This is a genomic window from Rubrivivax gelatinosus IL144 (assembly GCF_000284255.1).
Taxonomy (GTDB): domain Bacteria; phylum Pseudomonadota; class Gammaproteobacteria; order Burkholderiales; family Burkholderiaceae_C; genus Rubrivivax; species Rubrivivax gelatinosus_A.
Genome location: NC_017075.1, coordinates 881,773 through 897,692 on the forward strand (window position 1 = coordinate 881,773; position 15,920 = coordinate 897,692).

Annotated in this window: 18 protein-coding genes; 15 read left to right on the forward strand and 3 right to left on the reverse strand. The window is 70.5% G+C overall.

The genetic code is table 11. The features are described from left to right. Nucleotides 1–14 precede the first annotated feature (14 nt). Genes RGE_RS04145 through RGE_RS04155 form a run of 3 tightly spaced genes read left to right on the forward strand, consistent with a single transcriptional unit; the run spans nt 15 to nt 3,453 of the window. Nucleotides 15–2,060, forward strand: a complete 2,046-nt coding sequence (locus RGE_RS04145; protein WP_014427060.1) for a molybdopterin-containing oxidoreductase family protein — start codon at nt 15–17, stop codon at nt 2,058–2,060. Then, on the forward strand, nt 2,060–3,139 hold the full coding sequence (locus tag RGE_RS04150) for an aminopeptidase (protein WP_014427061.1): 1,080 nt from the start codon (nt 2,060–2,062) through the stop codon (nt 3,137–3,139). The genes RGE_RS04145 and RGE_RS04150 overlap by 1 nt, the downstream gene beginning before the upstream one ends. Further along, nucleotides 3,136–3,453: a polyhydroxyalkanoic acid system family protein gene (locus RGE_RS04155; protein ID WP_014427062.1), complete on the forward strand. Its 318-nt coding sequence runs from the start codon at nt 3,136–3,138 to the stop codon at nt 3,451–3,453. Before RGE_RS04150 ends, RGE_RS04155 begins: the two co-directional genes overlap by 4 nt. Nucleotides 3,454–3,457: 4 nt before the next feature. Here the strand turns inward: RGE_RS04155 and RGE_RS04160 are convergent, their stop codons facing one another. After that, nucleotides 3,458–3,712, reverse strand: a complete 255-nt coding sequence (locus RGE_RS04160) for an acyl-CoA-binding protein (protein ID WP_014427063.1) — start codon at nt 3,710–3,712, stop codon at nt 3,458–3,460. Between the two features lie 84 nt (nt 3,713–3,796). Here RGE_RS04160 and RGE_RS04165 point away from each other — a divergent pair, with 84 nt between their 5' ends. Next, nucleotides 3,797–5,251, forward strand: a complete 1,455-nt coding sequence (locus RGE_RS04165; RefSeq protein ID WP_014427064.1) for a wax ester/triacylglycerol synthase family O-acyltransferase — start codon at nt 3,797–3,799, stop codon at nt 5,249–5,251. On the opposite strand, the gene RGE_RS04170 is transcribed toward RGE_RS04165, so the two are convergent. Together RGE_RS04170 and RGE_RS04175 are read right to left on the reverse strand one after the other, a co-directional pair. Further along, entirely contained in the window at nt 5,248–6,024 is a 777-nt protein-coding gene (locus tag RGE_RS04170) for a tetratricopeptide repeat protein (RefSeq protein ID WP_014427065.1), read from the reverse strand. The two genes, RGE_RS04165 and RGE_RS04170, sit on opposite strands and share 4 nt — an antisense overlap. Then, nucleotides 6,024–6,680 (reverse strand): TetR/AcrR family transcriptional regulator, encoded by a 657-nt coding sequence (locus RGE_RS04175; protein ID WP_014427066.1) that lies wholly within the window; start codon nt 6,678–6,680, stop codon nt 6,024–6,026. The genes RGE_RS04170 and RGE_RS04175 overlap by 1 nt, the downstream gene beginning before the upstream one ends. 57 nt (nt 6,681–6,737) lie before the next feature. Between RGE_RS04175 and RGE_RS04180 the strand changes: the two genes are divergently transcribed. The 11 genes from RGE_RS04180 to hisA all read left to right on the forward strand — a co-directional run bounded on the left by RGE_RS04180 (nt 6,738) and on the right by hisA (nt 15,889). Further along, complete coding sequence (locus tag RGE_RS04180) at nt 6,738–7,643, forward strand: ABC transporter ATP-binding protein (RefSeq protein ID WP_014427067.1); 906 nt, start codon at nt 6,738–6,740, stop codon at nt 7,641–7,643. Next, nucleotides 7,643–8,413 carry an ABC transporter permease gene (locus tag RGE_RS04185; protein WP_014427068.1) on the forward strand — a complete coding sequence of 257 codons (771 nt, stop codon included), beginning with the start codon at nt 7,643–7,645 and terminating at the stop codon, nt 8,411–8,413. The genes RGE_RS04180 and RGE_RS04185 overlap by 1 nt, the downstream gene beginning before the upstream one ends. A gap of 56 nt (nt 8,414–8,469) precedes the next feature. Then, on the forward strand, nt 8,470–9,075 hold the full coding sequence (locus RGE_RS04190; RefSeq protein WP_014427069.1) for a ClpP family protease: 606 nt from the start codon (nt 8,470–8,472) through the stop codon (nt 9,073–9,075). Continuing rightward, nucleotides 9,075–9,335 (forward strand): BolA family protein, encoded by a 261-nt coding sequence (locus RGE_RS04195; protein WP_014427070.1) that lies wholly within the window; start codon nt 9,075–9,077, stop codon nt 9,333–9,335. The genes RGE_RS04190 and RGE_RS04195 overlap by 1 nt, the downstream gene beginning before the upstream one ends. Nucleotides 9,336–9,417: 82 nt before the next feature. Further along, on the forward strand, nt 9,418–10,683 hold the full coding sequence (murA, locus tag RGE_RS04200) for a UDP-N-acetylglucosamine 1-carboxyvinyltransferase (protein WP_014427071.1): 1,266 nt from the start codon (nt 9,418–9,420) through the stop codon (nt 10,681–10,683). Further along, on the forward strand, nt 10,680–11,321 hold the full coding sequence (hisG, locus tag RGE_RS04205; protein ID WP_009858299.1) for an ATP phosphoribosyltransferase: 642 nt from the start codon (nt 10,680–10,682) through the stop codon (nt 11,319–11,321). The genes murA and hisG overlap by 4 nt, the downstream gene beginning before the upstream one ends. Next, a complete protein-coding gene (hisD, locus tag RGE_RS04210) occupies nt 11,318–12,637 on the forward strand; it encodes a histidinol dehydrogenase (RefSeq protein ID WP_014427072.1) in 1,320 nt (439 codons plus the stop codon). The genes hisG and hisD overlap by 4 nt, the downstream gene beginning before the upstream one ends. 58 nt (nt 12,638–12,695) lie before the next feature. Further along, nucleotides 12,696–13,784, forward strand: coding sequence for a histidinol-phosphate transaminase (gene hisC, locus RGE_RS04215; protein ID WP_014427073.1), 1,089 nt, complete (start codon nt 12,696–12,698; stop codon nt 13,782–13,784). A gap of 9 nt (nt 13,785–13,793) precedes the next feature. Continuing rightward, a complete protein-coding gene (gene hisB, locus RGE_RS04220; protein WP_014427074.1) occupies nt 13,794–14,399 on the forward strand; it encodes an imidazoleglycerol-phosphate dehydratase HisB in 606 nt (201 codons plus the stop codon). 67 nt (nt 14,400–14,466) lie between these two features. Next, complete coding sequence (hisH, locus tag RGE_RS04225; RefSeq protein WP_014427075.1) at nt 14,467–15,108, forward strand: imidazole glycerol phosphate synthase subunit HisH; 642 nt, start codon at nt 14,467–14,469, stop codon at nt 15,106–15,108. 34 nt (nt 15,109–15,142) lie between these two features. Further along, nucleotides 15,143–15,889 carry a 1-(5-phosphoribosyl)-5-[(5-phosphoribosylamino)methylideneamino]imidazole-4-carboxamide isomerase gene (hisA, locus tag RGE_RS04230; protein ID WP_014427076.1) on the forward strand — a complete coding sequence of 249 codons (747 nt, stop codon included), beginning with the start codon at nt 15,143–15,145 and terminating at the stop codon, nt 15,887–15,889. Nucleotides 15,890–15,920: the final 31 nt, after the last annotated feature.

Genomic DNA, 15,920 nt, shown 5'->3' on the forward strand with positions numbered 1-15,920 from the left:
TGCCACGCCCGCCCATGAACGCCGCCCCCGAGACCCGCGTCGTGCACGCCGCCTGCCCGCACGACTGCCCCGACACCTGCGCGATGCTGGTCACCGTCGAGAACGGCCGCGCGCTGCGCGTGCAGGGCGACCCGGAGCACCCGACGACGAACGGCGCGCTGTGCACCAAGGTCAGCCGCTACCCGGAACGCACCTACCACCCCGAGCGTGTGCTGACGCCGCTGAAGCGTGTCGGCCCCAAGGGCCGCGGCGAGTTCGTGCCCGTGTCCTGGGACGAGGCACTGGACACGATCGCCGCACGGCTGAAGGCCATCGCCGCACGCGATCCCGAGGCCATCCTGCCCTACAGCTACGCCGGCACGATGGGGCTGGTGCAGGGCGAGAGCATGGCGGCGCGTTTCTTCAACCGGCTCGGCGCCTCGCGCCTGGACCGCACGATCTGCGCCTCGGCCGGCAGCGAGGCGCTGCTGGCGACCTACGGCATCAAGGCCGGCATGCATGTCGAGCACTTCGCCGAGAGCCGGCTGATCCTGATCTGGGGCAGCAACTCGATCACGTCGAACCTGCACTTCTGGACCATCGCCCAGGTCGCCAAGCGCCAGGGCGCCAAACTCGTCTGCATCGACCCGCGCCGCACCGAGACCGCCGAGAAGTGCCACGAGCACCTGGCGCTGCGCCCGGGTAGCGACGGCGCGCTGGCGCTGGCGCTGATGCACGAGCTGATCGCCCACGACTGGCTGGACGCCGACTACCTGGAGCGCTACGTCGACGGCTGGCCGGCGCTGCGTGAACGTGCGCTGCAGTGGCCGGCCGAACGCGCCGCCGCGGTCTGCGGCCTGACGGTCGAGCAGATCCGCGGCCTGGCGCGCGACTACGGCACGACCAAGCCGGCGGCGATCCGCCTGAACTACGGCATGCAGCGTGTGCACGGCGGCGGCAATGCCGTGCGGCTGATCGCCTTGCTGCCCTGCCTGACCGGCGCCTGGCGGCATCGCGCCGGCGGCCTGCTGCTGTCGGCCTCGGGCTGGTTCGCCGGCCGGCGCGACGACGCCTGGCTGCAGCGCCCCGACCTGCTGGCCGGCCGCCAGCCGCGCACGATCAACATGAGCACCATCGGCGACGACCTGCTGCGCGAGGCCTCGCCCGGCTTCGGGCCGCGTATCGAGGCGCTCGTCGTCTACAACAGCAACCCGGTGGCGGTGGCGCCGGAGAGCCGCAAGGTCGTCGCCGGCTTCGCGCGCGAGGACCTGTTCGCCGTCGTGCTCGAGCATTTCCTCACCGACACCGCCGACCACGCCGACTTCGTGCTGCCGGCGACGACCCAGCTCGAACACTGGGACGCGCACACCGCCTACGGCCACACCTACGCGCTGCTGAACAAGCCTGCGATCGAACCGCTGGGGCAGGCGCGCTCCAACGCCGCGATCTTCCGCGCGCTGGCCGGACGGATGGGCTTCGACGACCCGTGTTTTGCCGACGACGACGAAACGCTGGCGCGGCGCGCCTTCCTCGCCGACCGCGTCGATCTCGATTCGCTGGAGCGGCGCGGCTGGGCCAGGCTGGACGTCGCCGAGGCGCCGTTCGCCAACGGCTTCCCGACGCCTTCGGGCAAGGCCGTCGTCGACGTGCCGGGGCTGGGTGTGCCCGACCACGTGCCGAACTACGAGTGCGCGGAGACGACGCCCGAGCTGGCGGCGCGCTTCCCGTTGGCGATGATCTCGCCGCCGGCGCGCCACTTCCTGAACTCGACCTTCGTCAACGTGATGAGCCTGCGTGCCGTCGAAGGCGAGCCGCTGCTGGAGATCCACCCCGACGACGCCGCCGCACGCGGCATCGCCGACGGCACCGAGGTGCGGGTGTTCAACGAACGCGGCGAATACCGCTGCGCCGCCGCCGTCAGCACGCGCGCGCGGCCGGGCGTCGTCGTCGGCCTGGGCGTCTGGTGGCGCAAGCTGGGCCGTGACGGTACCAACGTCAACGAGCTGACGCACCAGCGCCTGACGGACATCGGCCGCGCGCCGAGCTTCTACGACTGCCTCGTCGAGGTGGCGGCCGCCTGATGCAGGTTCGCCGTTTCGGCGGGCTCGTGCTGCTGGCCGCGATGCTCGGGCTGTCGGGCTGCAGCAACGTCGCCTACGTCGCCCAGGCCGTGCGCGGCCACCTGGACCTGCTGCAGCGCTCGCGCCCGGTCGAGGACTGGCTGGCCGACCCGGCGACGTCGCCGGCACTGCACGCCCGTCTGGAACTGGCGCAGCGCCTGCGGGCCTTCGCCGTTACCGAGCTGAAGCTGCCCGACAACCGCAGCTACAAGCGTTATGCCGAGCTCGACCGCAAGGCCGTGGTCTGGAACGTCGTTGCCGCGCCCGAGCTGTCGCTGATGCTGCAGACCTGGTGCTGGCCGGTGATGGGCTGCGTCGGCTACCGCGGCTACTTCAGCCGCGAAGGCGCCGACGCGCTGGCCGCCGAACTGCGCGCCGACGGCCGCGAGGTCTGGGTCTACGGCGTGCCGGCGTATTCGACGCTGGGCTGGAGCGAATGGCTGGGTGGCGACCCGCTGCTGTCGACCTTCATCGGCTGGTCCGAAGGCGAACTGGCGCGGCTGGTGTTCCACGAGCTCGCGCACCAGGTCGCCTACGCGCAGGACGACACGCCGTTCAACGAGTCCTTCGCCACCGCCGTCGAGCGCCTGGGCGTGCGGCGCTGGCTGGACCAGCGCGCCGACGCCGCGGCCCGTGCCGAGTACGAACGTTTCGACGCCCGCCGGCGTGCTTTCCGCGCGCTGGTCGGCGAGACGCGCGAGGCGCTGCGCACGCTGTACGCCAGCGATGCCGACGAGGCGACCAAACGTGCCCGCAAGGCCGAGCTGATGGCCGCGATGCGGGCGCGCCACGCGGCGCTGAAGGCCGGCGAGTGGGCGGGTTATGCCGGTTACGACGCCTGGTTCGACAATGCGAACAACGCGGCGCTGGGCGTGCAGGCGGCCTACGACGAGTGGGTGCCGGCGTTCGAGCGGCTCTTCGAGGCCGAAGGCGCCGATTTCAAACGTTTCTATGCCGAGGTGGCGCGGCTGGCCGCGCTGCCGAAAGCGGAGCGACGTGCGGCCCTGGCCGCCGTCGCGGCGACAGGAGTTGAAGAGTGAGCGACATCCGCATCCGACGCGAACACGATCTGGGCCTGGACGTGGCCCGCGCAGTGGCCGACGACTGGGCCGAACAGTGCCGTACCCAGTTCGACATGCAGTGCCGCATCGTGCGCGGCGAGAGCAGCGACACGGTCGAGTTCCGCCGCAGCGGCGTCAACGGCCGCCTCGTCGTCGCCGCCGATCATTTCGACCTCGACGCCAAGCTCGGTTTCCTGCTCGGCGCCTTCAGCAAGACGATCGAACGCGAGATCCGCAGCAACCTCGACCAGCAGCTCGCCCGCCATGCGGGCGATGCCAAGAAGAGCGGCTGAGGCCTTACTTCAAATCCTCGATGAGGTCGATGTACTGCTGCATCGCCTCGTTCGCGGACGTGCCCTTGAGCCCCGCCCAGGCGTCGTACTTCGCCCGGCCGACGAAGTCGGTGAAGCCCGGGCGGTCGCCTTCGACGTCGCCGACCGTGGCCTGCTTGTAGAGCGAATAGATCTTCAGCAGCGTCGCGTTGTCGGGCTTGGCCGGCAGCGACTTGCTCTCCGCGACGGCCTTTTCGAACGCAGCCTTGAGTTGCGGCATGGTGCAGGTCTCCTCTGACCCGTGATCCGGGCTTGACGCTCCCGATGTTAGCGGCCATCGTGCCGCGAAAAAGCGGAGGAGCGCATGAGTCTTGACGCCGAGCGCATGTCACGCGTGGACACCGCGTGGCTGCGCATGGACAACGACGTCAACCTGATGATGATCGTCGGGGTCTGGCTGCTCGAACCCGGCATCACGCTGGCGGCGCTGCGCCGCCGTGTCGAGGAGCGGTTCCTGCGCTACGCACGCTTTCGCCAGCGTGCCGTGCCCGACCTGCTGGGCGCCTCCTGGGTCGAGGACCAGGACTTCGACCTCTCGCGCCACGTCGTCGCCACCAAGCTGCCGCGCCGCCGCGGCCAGGACGAGCGCACCGCGCTGAAGGCCTTGTGCGCCGAACTCGCCGCCACTCCGCTGGACCCCCAGCGCCCGCTGTGGCAGTTCCACCTGATCGAACACTACGAAGGCGGTTCGGCCATCGTCGTGCGCCTGCACCACTGCATCGCCGACGGCATCGCGCTGATCTCGGTGATGCTGTCGATCACCGACGGCGGCGCCGAGCCGCCGAAGCACCCGCAGCACGCGCACGGCCACGACCACGCGCACGAGCACGAGCACGACTGGCTCGCCGACGCGGTGCTGCGCCCGATCACCGACCTCACGGTCAAGGCCATCGGCATGTACGGCAACGGCGTCGCACGCTCGATGGAGATGCTGGCGCACCCGCAGGCGCCGCTGTGGGGCTCGCTGGCGGTGGCTCGCCACGGCTGGCAGGTGGTGCACGACGCCGCCTCGCTGGCGCTGATGGCCGACGACTCGCCGACCGCGCTCAAAGGCAAACCCGGCGGCCTGAAAGCCGTCGGCTGGAACGAACCGCTGCCGCTGGACACCGTCAAGGCCGTCGGCAAGGCGCTGGGCTGCTCGATCAACGACGTGCTGCTGGCCTGCGTGGCCGGCGCCATCGGTCGCTACCTGCACGAATGCGGCGACGACCCTTCGGGCAAGGAGATCCGGGCGATGGTGCCGGTGAACCTGCGGCCGATGGACAAGGCCTGGCAGCTGGGCAACCGCTTCGGCTTGGCGCCGCTGGTGCTGCCGATCGGCATCGAGAACCCCATCGAACGCGTCTACGCCGTGCGCCAGCGCATGGCCGAGCTGAAGGGCAGCTACCAGCCGCTGCTGGCGTTCGCGGTGCTGGCGATGGCCGGTTTCCTCGTCAAGCCGGTGCAGGACGCGGTGCTGAACCTCTTCGCGCGCAAGACCACCGCGGTGATGACCAACGTGCCCGGCCCGCGCGAGCCGCTGAAGTTCTGCGGCTCGACGCTGCGCCAGACCATGTTCTGGGTGCCGGCCTCGGGCGACGTCGGCCTGGGCGTCAGCGTGCTCAGCTACGGCGGCGGCGTGCAGTTCGGCCTGATCGCCGACACCGCGCTGTGCCCCGACCCCGAGGCCATCGTCGAACGTTTCGAGCCCGAGTTCGAGAAGCTGCTCTGGCTGACGATGATGCTGCCCTGGCCGGGCGAGGAAGGCGCGGCCGCTTAAGCGTTCTGCAGCGCCAGCTTCGCCGCCTCGACCTCCAGCCGCTCGGTCGCATCCAGCGGCACGTGCCTCGCCGCTTCTTCCAGCAGCCGCCGTGCTTCGGGCCGCGCCGCCTCGCCTTCGAGGATCAGCAGCCCGCGCGCGACCTCGACCTTGACGATCGCGCTGGCCGGGTTCAGCGCCAGCGCCTGGCGGTAGTGCGCCAGGCCCTTGCCGGCATCGGCGCCTTCGGTCATCGCCAGCAGCCGGCCGACGCGCGCAATGGCTTCGGCGTGGAAGGTGGCCAGCGCCAGGTGGGCTTCGGGGTGCTTCGGTGCCAGCGCCAGCGTGCGCTCCAGCGACTGCCGCACCTGCGGCGCCAGGCGTTCGGCGACCAGCTTCAGCAGGTCCAGCGACTCGGCGCGGCGCCCCAGCGCGTAGGCGTGCCAGAACCAGCCCGCCGGGTTGGCGGGTTCGGCCTTCTGCTGGGCAAGAGCGCGGCGCGCGACCTCGTCGTACATCGCCAGCCGCGTGCGTTCGGTGCGTTCGAGGTAGGTGCCCTGCAGCGCCTGGGCCTTGTTGGCCAGCGTGACGCCGGCAGGCCCCAGCGCCAGCGCGGCGTCGTAGGCGGCGCGGAACTCGCCGGCGTGGAATCGTGCCCATGCCGCGAGCAGCGCCGCATCGCGCGGCAGCGGCTCGGCGTCGCCGACATGCAGCCGCTTCCAGCGCCGGCGCAGCGCTGCCGGCTCGTGCACGTAGCCCGCGTCGGGCCAGGGGAAACGCACCCAGCGCGCCATCAGGCGCGGTAGGGCGCGGCCAGCGCGTTCAGGTGCGCGCGTGACTCGACGTCCAGATAGGGCAGCAGCAGGCTCATCGTGTGCCAGGCGCCACGCGCCAGCGCCGCGCCGGCGCCTTCGGGCTCCAGCGCCCGGCGCGGGTCGCGCACGTATTCGTAGCTCAGCCAGTAGGTCAGCACGACGACCATCGCGGTGGCCAGCGGCTCGGCCTCCTCGGGCGTCAGCTTCACCGCGCCGGCACCCGACAGCCCGGCCAGCAGCTCGCGCACCGCCTCGCCCTTGTGGCGCAACACGAACTGGAAGTGCGTCTCCAGTCGCCGGTTCTTGCTGAGCAGGTCGTTCAGGTCGCGGTAGAGGAAGCGGTACTGCCACACCAGCTCGAAGAACATGTGCAGGAACAGCCACGCGTCCTCGACGTTGCGCACGCCGTCGGCGGCGCGCAGCAACTCGTCCAGCGCGCGTTCGTAACGGTCGAACAGCGCGTTGATCAGCTCGTCCTTGGCCGGGTAGTGGTAGTACAGGTTGCCGGGGCTGATGCCGAGCTCGGCCGAGATCAGCGTCGTGCTGACGTTCGGCTCGCCGAACCGGTTGAAGAGGTCCAGCGTCACCTCGAGGATGCGTTCCGCGGTGCGCCGCGGCTTCTTGGGCGTCGGCATGGTGCGGACCATTGTGCACCGAGGGGTCTGGAGCGCGCTGCCTACAATGCGCGCCCGATGCCCGCTGTCCGTTTCGACCACGTCACCAAGACCTTCCGCGGCGCACGCGGCACCGTCCAGGCCCTGGACGGCGTCAGTTTCGACATCGAGCCGGGCGAGTTCTTCGGCCTGCTCGGACCCAACGGCGCCGGCAAGACGACGCTGATCTCCATCCTCGCCGGGCTGGCGCAAGCCAGCGGCGGACGGGTCGAGGTCATGGGCCACGACGTCGTCTCCGACTTCGCCGCCGCGCGCCGGGCGCTGGGCATCGTGCCGCAGGAACTGGTCTTCGACCCGTTCTTCAGCGTGCGCGAGACGCTGCGCATCCAGAGCGGCTACTTCGGCCTGAAGCACAACGACGACTGGATCGACGAGCTGCTGGCCAACCTCGGCCTGGCCGACAAGGGCAGCGCCAACATGCGCCAGCTCTCCGGCGGCATGAAGCGGCGTGTGCTCGTCGCCCAGGCGCTGGTGCACCGGCCGCCGGTCATCGTGCTCGACGAGCCGACCGCCGGCGTCGACGTCGAGCTGCGCCAGACGCTGTGGCACTTCGTCGCACGCCTGAACCGCGAAGGCCACACGGTGCTGCTGACCACGCACTACCTCGAGGAAGCCGAGGCTTTGTGCGGCCGCATCGCGATGCTCAAGCACGGCCGCGTCGTCGCGCTGGACAGCACCTCGGCGCTGCTGTCGGGCATGGCGAGCACGATGCTGCGCTTCAAGACCGACGCCGCGCTGCCGCCGGCGCTGGCCGCACGCGCCCGCGTCACCGGCCGCATCGTGCAGCTGAAGGCGCACGATGCCGCCGAGGTCGAACGCGACCTGGGCGCGCTGCGCGAAGCCGGCGTTGCCGTCGAGGACCTGGAGATCGGCCGCGCCGACCTCGAGGACGTCTTCCTCGGCATCATGGGGGAGCAGGGCTGATGGCCGCGATCGACCTGGCCGGCGCCGGCACGCTGTTCCGCAAGGAGGTGCTGCGCTTCTGGAAGGTGGCCTTCCAGACCGTCGCCGCGCCGGTGCTGACGGCGGTGCTGTACCTGCTGATCTTCGGCCATGTGCTGGAGGACCACGTCGAGGTCTTCCCCGGCGTGCGCTACACGAGCTTTCTCGTGCCCGGGCTGGTGATGATGAGCGTGCTGCAGAACGCCTTCGCCAACACCAGCTCCTCGCTGATCCAGAGCAAGATCACCGGCAACCTCGTCTTCCTGCTGCTGACGCCGCTGTCGCACTGGGCCTGGTTCGTCGCCTACGTCGCGGCCTCGGCGGTGCGCGGGCTGGTCGTCGGGCTGGGCGTGCTGCTGGTCACCGTCTGGTTCGCGCCGCTGCACCTGGCCGAGCCGTGGTGGGTGCTGGTCTTCGCCGCGCTGGGCGCCGGCATGCTGGGCGCGCTGGGCCTGATCGCCGGGCTCTGGGCGGAGAAGTTCGACCAGCTCGCCGCGTTCCAGAACTTCATCGTCATGCCGATGACCTTTCTGTCGGGGGTCTTCTACTCGGTGAAGTCGCTGCCCGGCGTCTGGCAGGCGGTGAGCCACCTGAACCCCTTCTTCTACATGATCGACGGCTTCCGTCGCGGCTTCTTCGGCGCCAGCGACGTCTCGCCCTGGCTCAGCCTGGCGATCGTCGGCACGAGCTTCGTCGTCGTCTCGGCGATCGCCCTGCGCCTGCTGGCGTCGGGCTACAAGCTGCGCTCATGACGCCCTCCGCGGCGGCCTGAGATAATCGCCTCCCAACCCCTGCACGAGCCCCGAGCATGACGCACATCCACGCCGCCAGCGAAGCCAAGCCTGCCGAAAAGGACGCTGCCAAGCCCGCCGGCGGCCTGCAGGAACAGCTGTCGTTCAAGTCGCGCTTCGTCCTCGTCTTCGGCGAGATCGACGACAAGCTGGCGCGCGCCACCTGCGAGCGCCTGATCGCGCTGTCGCAGGACTCCGACGCGCCGATCCACATGCTGATCAGCAGCCCGGGCGGCCACGTGGAGAGCGGCGACGCGATCCACGACATGATCCGCTTCATCAACGCGCCGGTGACGACCATCGGCAGCGGCTGGGTCGCCAGCGCCGGCACGCACATCTACCTGGCCGCGCCCAAGGAGCGCCGGGTCTGCCTGCCGAACACGCGTTTCATGATCCACCAGCCCGCGGGCGGCGCCGGCGGCCGGGCCACCGACATCGCGATCCAGGCCAAGGAAATCATCAAGACCCGCGAACGCATCGCCCGCGTCGTCGCCACCCAGACCGGCCAGAAGATCGAGAAGGTCATGGCCGACATGGAGCGCGACTACTGGATGAGCGCCGACGAGGCCATCGCCTACGGCATCGTCTCGCGCGTCATCGAACGCCAGACGGAACTCGCCTGATGGCCGAGCCGACCGTCGCCGAGGTCCGCGGCTACATCGAGGCCGGGCTGCCCTGCGAGCACCTGCAGGTCGAAGGCGACGGCCGCCACTTCTTCGCCACCATCGTCTCGTCGGCCTTCGAGGGCCTGAACCGCGTGCGCCGCCACCAGCGGGTCTACGCCGCGCTGGGCGATAGAATGCGCGAGCAGATCCACGCGCTGTCGATGAAGACGCTCACGCCGGCCGAGTACTCGGCCCAAGGCGTTACCCACCACCCCTGACACGGCACCTGCGGCGCGCCGCGGGTGGCCGCGTGCTGCGCTGCCGCCCGTCCCGTGCCGCGTGCTTTTTCCGAGCACCAGCATGGACAAACTCCTGATCCGCGGCGGCCGCCGCCTCCAAGGCGAGGTGTCGATTTCCGGCGCCAAGAACGCCGCGCTGCCCGAACTCTGCGCCGCGCTGCTGTGCGCCGAGCCGCTGACGCTGGACAACGTGCCGCGCCTGCAGGACGTGGCGACGATGCTGTCGCTGCTGCGCCGCATGGGCGTCGCCGTCGAGCGCCCCGAAGACCAGCCGGCTCGCGTGACGCTCGCCGCGCCCGACAGCCTGGACCCGGTCGCGCCCTACGAGCTCGTGAAGACGATGCGCGCGTCGATCCTCGTGCTCGGCCCGTTGCTGGCGCGTTTCGGCCGCGCGACGGTGTCGCTGCCCGGCGGCTGCGCTATCGGCTCGCGCCCGGTCGACCAGCACATCAAGGGCCTGCAGGCGATGGGCGCGACGGTCAAGGTCGAGCACGGCAACATCGTCGCCAGCGCCGGCCGCCTGCGCGGCGCGCGCATCACGACCGACATGATCACCGTCACCGGCACCGAGAACCTGCTGATGGCCGCGGCGCTGGCCGAAGGCGAGACGGTGCTGGAGAACGCCGCCCAGGAGCCCGAGGTCACCGACCTGGCCGAGCTGCTGATCGCGATGGGCGCGAAGATCGAAGGCCACGGCAGCGGCCGCATCCGCATCCAGGGTGTCGAGCGCCTGCACGCGCCGGCCGCGCCGCACCGCATCGTGCCCGACCGCATCGAAGCCGGCACCTTCCTCTGCGCGGTGGCCGCCGCTGGCGGCGAGGCCGTGCTGCGCGATGCGCGTGCCGAGCACCTGGACGCCGTCATCACCAAGCTGCGCGAGGCCGGCGTCGCCATCGAGTCGGGCGAGGACTGGATCCGCGTGCGCGCCGATGCCCGCCCGAAGGCGGTGAGCTTTCGCACCAGCGAGTACCCGGCCTTCCCGACCGACATGCAGGCCCAGTTCATGGCCGTCGACTGCGTCGCCGAAGGTGCCGCCAAGGTCGCGGAGACGATCTTCGAGAACCGCTTCATGCACGTCAACGAGCTGGTGCGCCTGGGCGCACGCATCCAGGTCGACGGCCACACGGCGATGATCCAGGGCGTCGACACGCTCTCCGGCGCCACCGTGATGGCGACCGACCTGCGCGCCTCGGCCAGCCTGGTCATCGCCGGCCTGGTGGCCGAAGGCGAGACCACGGTGGAGCGCATCTACCATCTGGACCGCGGCTACGACCGCATGGAAGCCAAGCTGCGCGCCCTGGGCGCCGACATCGAGCGCGTCCGATGATCACCCTCGCACTGTCCAAGGGCCGCATCTTCGAGGACTCGCTGCCGCTGCTGGCGGCCGCCGGCATCGAGGTGCTGGAGGATCCGGAGAAGAGCCGCAAGCTGATCATCGGCACCACGCGGCCCGACGTGCGCGTCGTGCTGGTGCGCGCCAGCGACGTGCCGACCTACGTGCAGCACGGCGGCGCCGACCTGGGCGTCGCCGGCCTGGACGTGTTGCTGGAGCACGGCGACGGCCTGTACCGGCCGCTGGACCTGCGCATCGCGCGTTGCCGCATGAGCGTCGCCACACGCGCCGACTTCGACTACGCGCACGCCGTGCGCCAGGGCGCGCGCATCCGCGTCGCCACCAAGTACACCCAGATCGCGCGCCAGCACTTCGCCGCCAAAGGCGTGCACGTCGACCTGATCAAGCTCTACGGCTCGATGGAGCTGGCGCCGCTGACCGGCCTGGCCGACGCCATCGTCGACCTGGTGTCGACCGGCAGCACGCTGAAGGCCAACCAGCTCGTCGAGGTCGAGAAGATCATGGACATCTCGTCGCGCCTGGTCGTCAACCCGGCCGCGCTGAAGTTGAAGCGCGCCCCGCTGCGCGCGCTGATCGACGCCTTCGAGCAAGCCGTGGAGTCCCGCGCATGAGCCCCGTCGCCATCACCCGCCTGTCCACCGCCGACGCCGGCTTCGAGGCCGGCTTCCAGCGTGTGCTGCACTGGTCGGCCGAGACCGATGCCGAGATCGAGAACCGCGTCGCTGCGATCCTCGACGACGTGCGCCAGCGCGGCGACGCCGCTGTGCTGGAGTACACGGCACGTTTCGACCGCCTGCAGGCCGCTTCGGTCGCCGCGCTGGAGATCAGCGCCGACGAACTGCGCGGCGCATTGGCCGCGATCACGCCGGCGCAGCGCTCGGCGCTCGAAGCCGCCGCCGAACGGGTGCGCGACTACCACCAGCGCCAGCTCCAGGCCTGCGGCCAGAGCTGGAGCTACCGCGACGCCGACGGCACGCTGCTGGGCCAGAAGGTCACGCCGCTGGACCGCGTCGGCATCTACGTGCCCGGCGGCAAGGCGGCCTACCCGTCGAGCGTGCTGATGAACGCGATCCCGGCCCAGGTGGCCGGTGTCGGCGAGATCGTGATGGTCGTGCCGACGCCCGGCGGCGAGCGCAACGCGCTGGTGCTGGCCGCCGCCTCGGTGGCCGGCGCGCACCGCGTGTTCACGATCGGCGGCGCCCAGGCGGTGGCCGCGCTGGCCTACGGCACGGCCACCGTGCCGCGTGTCGACAAGATCACCGGCCCGGGCAACGCCTACGTCGCCAGCGCCAAACGCCGGGTCTTCGGCCAGGTCGGCATCGACATGATCGCCGGGCCGAGCGAGATCCTGGTGCTGGCCGACGGCACGACGCCGGCCGACTGGGTGGCGATGGACCTGTTCAGCCAAGCCGAACACGACGAACTGGCGCAGAGCATCCTGCTCAGCCCCGACGCCGGCTACATCGCCGCGGTGCAGGCCGAGATCGAGCGCCTGCTGCCGGCGATGCCGCGCCAGGCGACGATCCGCGCCTCGCTCGAAGGCCGCGGCGCGCTGATCCACACGCGTTCGATGGAAGAAGCCTGCGAGATCGCCAACCGCGTCGCGCCCGAGCACCTGGAAGTCAGCTCGGCCGAACCCGGCCGCTGGGAGCCGCTGCTGCGCCACGCCGGCGCGATCTTCCTCGGCGCCTTCACCAGCGAGAGCCTGGGCGACTACTGCGCCGGGCCCAACCACGTGCTGCCGACCTCGGGCACCGCGCGCTTCTCGTCGCCGCTGGGCGTCTACGATTTCCAGAAGCGCAGCAGCCTGATCGAGGTGAGCGAAGCCGGCGCCCAGGTGCTGGGCCCGATCGCCGCCGAGCTGGCCTACGGCGAAGGGCTGCAGGCCCACGCCCAGGCCGCCGAGTTCCGTCTGAAGCCCCGTTGAGCCCGGCCTGAGCTCACCCGGTGACCGTGTCGCAGACCCCCAGACCCGAAAGCCCGCGATGACTCCCGATCTCCCGTCCCTGATGGCCCGCGTCGTGCGCCAGGACATCCAGGGGCTGCACGCCTACGCGGTGCAGCCCTCGGCCGGCTTCGTCAAGCTGGACACGATGGAGAACCCGTACCCGCTGCCCGAGGCGCTGCAGCAGGCGCTGGGCGAGCGCCTGGGCCGCGTCGCGATCAACCGCTACCCGGCCGAACGCACCGAGGATCTGAAGGCCGCGCTGGCGCAGTTCGCCGGCCTGCCCGAAGGCTGCGCGCTGACCCTGGGCAACGGCTCCGACGAGATCATCACGATGCTCAGCCTGGCCTGCGCGGTGCCGGGCGCGGTCTTCATGTCGCCGCTGCCCAGCTTCGTGATGTACGGGCTGTCGGCGGCGCTACAGGGCGTGCGCTTCGTCGGCGTGCCGCTGGCGGCCGATTTCGAGCTCGATGAGCGCGCGATGCTGGCGGCGATCGCCGAGCACCGGCCTTCGCTGCTGTATCTCTCGTACCCGAACAACCCGACCGGCAACCTCTGGGACGATGCCGTCGTCGACCGCCTGATCGCGGCGATGGGCGAAGCCGGCGGCCTGGTCGTGATGGACGAGGCCTATCAGCCCTTCGCCGCACGCGACTCGATGGCGCGGCTGGCGGCGCATCCGCACGTGCTGGTGATGCGCACGATGAGCAAGTTCGGCCTGGCCGGCGTGCGCATCGGCTACCTGATGGGCCGCAGCGCGCTGATCGCCGAGATCGACAAGCTGCGCCCGCCGTTCAACGTCAGCGTGCTCAACGCCGAGGCCGCGTTGTTCGCGCTGGAACACGCCGACGAGTACGCGCGCCAGGCCGCCGAGATCCGCGCCCAGCGCCAGCGCCTGTACGAGGCGCTGCTGGCGATGCACGGCGTGCACCCCTGGCCCAGCGAGGCGAACATGATCCTCGCCCGTGTGCCCGACGCCGCAGCGGCCTTCGCCGGCATCAAGTCGCGCGGCGTGCTGGTGAAGAACGTCTCGGCACTGCACCCCTCGCTCGCCAACTGCCTGCGCCTGACCGTCGGTACCCCCGACGAGACGACCCGACTGATCGACGCGCTGCGCGCCAGCCTGTAGAAGGACGCCATGGACACCCGCACCGACGCCCGCACTGCCGAAGTCCGGCGCGACACCCGCGAGACGCGCATCCGCGTGCGCGTCGACCTCGACGGCCGCGGCGACGCCAAGCTCGCCACCGGCATCGGCTTTCTTGACCACATGCTCGACCAGGTGGCGCGCCACGGCATGATCGATCTGGAAGTCGAGTGCGAGGGCGACCTGCACATCGACGGCCACCACAGCGTCGAGGACATCGGCATCACGCTGGGCCAGGCGGTCGCCAAGGCCGTCGGCGACAAGCGCGGCATCACGCGCTACGGCCACAGCTACGTGCCGCTGGACGAGGCGCTGTCGCGTGTCGTCGTCGACTTCTCCGGCCGCCCCGGGCTGGCCTTCGACGTCAAGTTCAGCGCCGGCATGATCGGCGCGCTGGACACCCAGCTCGTCTACGAGTTCTTCCAGGGCTTCGTCAACCACGCGCTGGTCACGCTGCACGTCGACAACCTGAAGGGCGTCAACGCGCACCACCAGTGCGAGACGGTGTTCAAGGCCTTCGGCCGCGCGCTGCGCATGGCGCTCGCCGCCGACGAACGTGCGGCCGGCATCGTGCCGTCGACGAAAGGTTGTTTGTGAGCGCGCAGGACTTGTCCGGCGCTCACTCCCGCCTGGCGGGATCGGCCGTCAGGCCGGAGGGTGCGCAATGAGCACCGTCGCCGTCGTCGACTATGGGATGGGCAACCTGCGCTCGGTGTCGCAGGCGGTGATGCACGTCGCCGCCGGCACCGGGCACGAGGTCGTCGTCACCTCGCGGCCGGAGGAGGTCTTCGCCGCCGAGCGCATCGTGCTGCCGGGGCAGGGCGCGATCCGCGACTGCATGCGCGAGCTGCGCGATTCCGGCCTGCTCGAAGCGGTGCTCGACGCCGCCGCGAACAAGCCGCTGATGGGCGTCTGCGTCGGCATGCAGATGCTGCTGACGCACAGCGAGGAGCAGGACACGCCCGGGCTCGACCTGATCCCCGGCGAGGTGAAGCGTTTCCGCCTCGAAGGCCGGCTGCAGGAAGACGGCAGCCGCTTCAAGGTGCCGCAGATGGGCTGGAACCAGGTCTGGCAGCGCCCGCACGCGCTGTGGGACGGCGTGCCCGACGGCGCCTTCTTCTATTTCGTACACAGCTATTACGCGTTGCCGGCAGATCCCGCCCACACGGCGGGCGAAACCGACTACGGAGCGCGCTTTACCTGCGCTATCGCGCGGGATAACATTTTTGCCACCCAGTTCCACCCGGAGAAAAGCGCTGCGCACGGCCTCGCGCTGTACCGCAACTTCCTGGGCTGGAAACCGTGATCCGTCTTTCCCCTCTCCACGGCGCCGACGAGCCATGCTGCTGATCCCCGCCATCGACCTGAAGGACGGCAAGTGCGTCCGCCTGCAACAGGGCGATATGAACGCTTCCACGACCTTCGGCGACGACCCCGCCGCGATGGCGCGCCGCTGGCTCGACGCCGGCGCACGCCGTCTGCACCTGGTCGACCTCAACGGTGCCTTCGCCGGCCGGCCGATCAACGAGGCTGCCGTCAAGGCCATCCTGCGTGAGGTCGGCGACGAGATCCCGGTGCAGCTCGGCGGCGGCATCCGCGACCTGGACACGATCGAACGCCTGCTCGACGACGGCATCAGCTACGTCATCATCGGCACCGCGGCGGTCAAGAGCCCGGGTTTCCTGAAGGACGCCTGCACGGCCTTCGGCGGCCACATCATCGTCGGCCTGGACGCCAAGGACGGCAAGGTCGCCACCGACGGCTGGAGCAAGCTGACCGGCCACGAGGTCGTCGACCTGGCGAAGAAGTTCGAGGACTACGGCGTCGAAGGCGTGGTCTACACCGACATCGGCCGCGACGGCATGCTCACCGGCATCAACATCGAGGCCACCGTCAAGCTGGCGCAGGCGCTGTCCATTCCCGTCATCGCCTCGGGCGGCCTGTCGGACCTGGCGGACATCGAACGCCTGTGCGGCGTCGAGCCGGAGGGCGTCGAAGGCGTCATCTGCGGGCGCAGCATCTACACCGGCGCGCTCGACTTCGCCGCCGCGCAGGCGCGCGCCGACGAGCTCAACGGCGCCGCCTAACCTCTTTCGCGCCGCCCCTCGCCGGGCGTTC

What these genes read in the sequence shown, in the direction of transcription:
- RGE_RS04145 (WP_014427060.1), top strand. Translation starts at nt 15, where the DNA reads ATGAACGCCGCCCCCGAGACCCGCGTCGTGCACGCCGCCTGCCCGCAC.
- RGE_RS04150 (WP_014427061.1), top strand. Translation starts at nt 2,060, where the DNA reads ATGCAGGTTCGCCGTTTCGGCGGGCTCGTGCTGCTGGCCGCGATGCTC.
- RGE_RS04160 (WP_014427063.1), bottom strand. Translation starts at nt 3,712, where the DNA reads ATGCCGCAACTCAAGGCTGCGTTCGAAAAGGCCGTCGCGGAGAGCAAG.
- RGE_RS04165 (WP_014427064.1), top strand. Translation starts at nt 3,797, where the DNA reads ATGAGTCTTGACGCCGAGCGCATGTCACGCGTGGACACCGCGTGGCTG.
- RGE_RS04170 (WP_014427065.1), bottom strand. Translation starts at nt 6,024, where the DNA reads ATGGCGCGCTGGGTGCGTTTCCCCTGGCCCGACGCGGGCTACGTGCAC.
- RGE_RS04175 (WP_014427066.1), bottom strand. Translation starts at nt 6,680, where the DNA reads ATGCCGACGCCCAAGAAGCCGCGGCGCACCGCGGAACGCATCCTCGAG.
- RGE_RS04180 (WP_014427067.1), top strand. Translation starts at nt 6,738, where the DNA reads ATGCCCGCTGTCCGTTTCGACCACGTCACCAAGACCTTCCGCGGCGCA.
- RGE_RS04185 (WP_014427068.1), top strand. Translation starts at nt 7,643, where the DNA reads ATGGCCGCGATCGACCTGGCCGGCGCCGGCACGCTGTTCCGCAAGGAG.
- RGE_RS04190 (WP_014427069.1), top strand. Translation starts at nt 8,470, where the DNA reads ATGACGCACATCCACGCCGCCAGCGAAGCCAAGCCTGCCGAAAAGGAC.
- RGE_RS04195 (WP_014427070.1), top strand. Translation starts at nt 9,075, where the DNA reads ATGGCCGAGCCGACCGTCGCCGAGGTCCGCGGCTACATCGAGGCCGGG.
- murA (WP_014427071.1), top strand. Translation starts at nt 9,418, where the DNA reads ATGGACAAACTCCTGATCCGCGGCGGCCGCCGCCTCCAAGGCGAGGTG.
- hisG (WP_009858299.1), top strand. Translation starts at nt 10,680, where the DNA reads ATGATCACCCTCGCACTGTCCAAGGGCCGCATCTTCGAGGACTCGCTG.
- hisD (WP_014427072.1), top strand. Translation starts at nt 11,318, where the DNA reads ATGAGCCCCGTCGCCATCACCCGCCTGTCCACCGCCGACGCCGGCTTC.
- hisC (WP_014427073.1), top strand. Translation starts at nt 12,696, where the DNA reads ATGACTCCCGATCTCCCGTCCCTGATGGCCCGCGTCGTGCGCCAGGAC.
- hisB (WP_014427074.1), top strand. Translation starts at nt 13,794, where the DNA reads ATGGACACCCGCACCGACGCCCGCACTGCCGAAGTCCGGCGCGACACC.
- hisH (WP_014427075.1), top strand. Translation starts at nt 14,467, where the DNA reads ATGAGCACCGTCGCCGTCGTCGACTATGGGATGGGCAACCTGCGCTCG.
- hisA (WP_014427076.1), top strand. Translation starts at nt 15,143, where the DNA reads ATGCTGCTGATCCCCGCCATCGACCTGAAGGACGGCAAGTGCGTCCGC.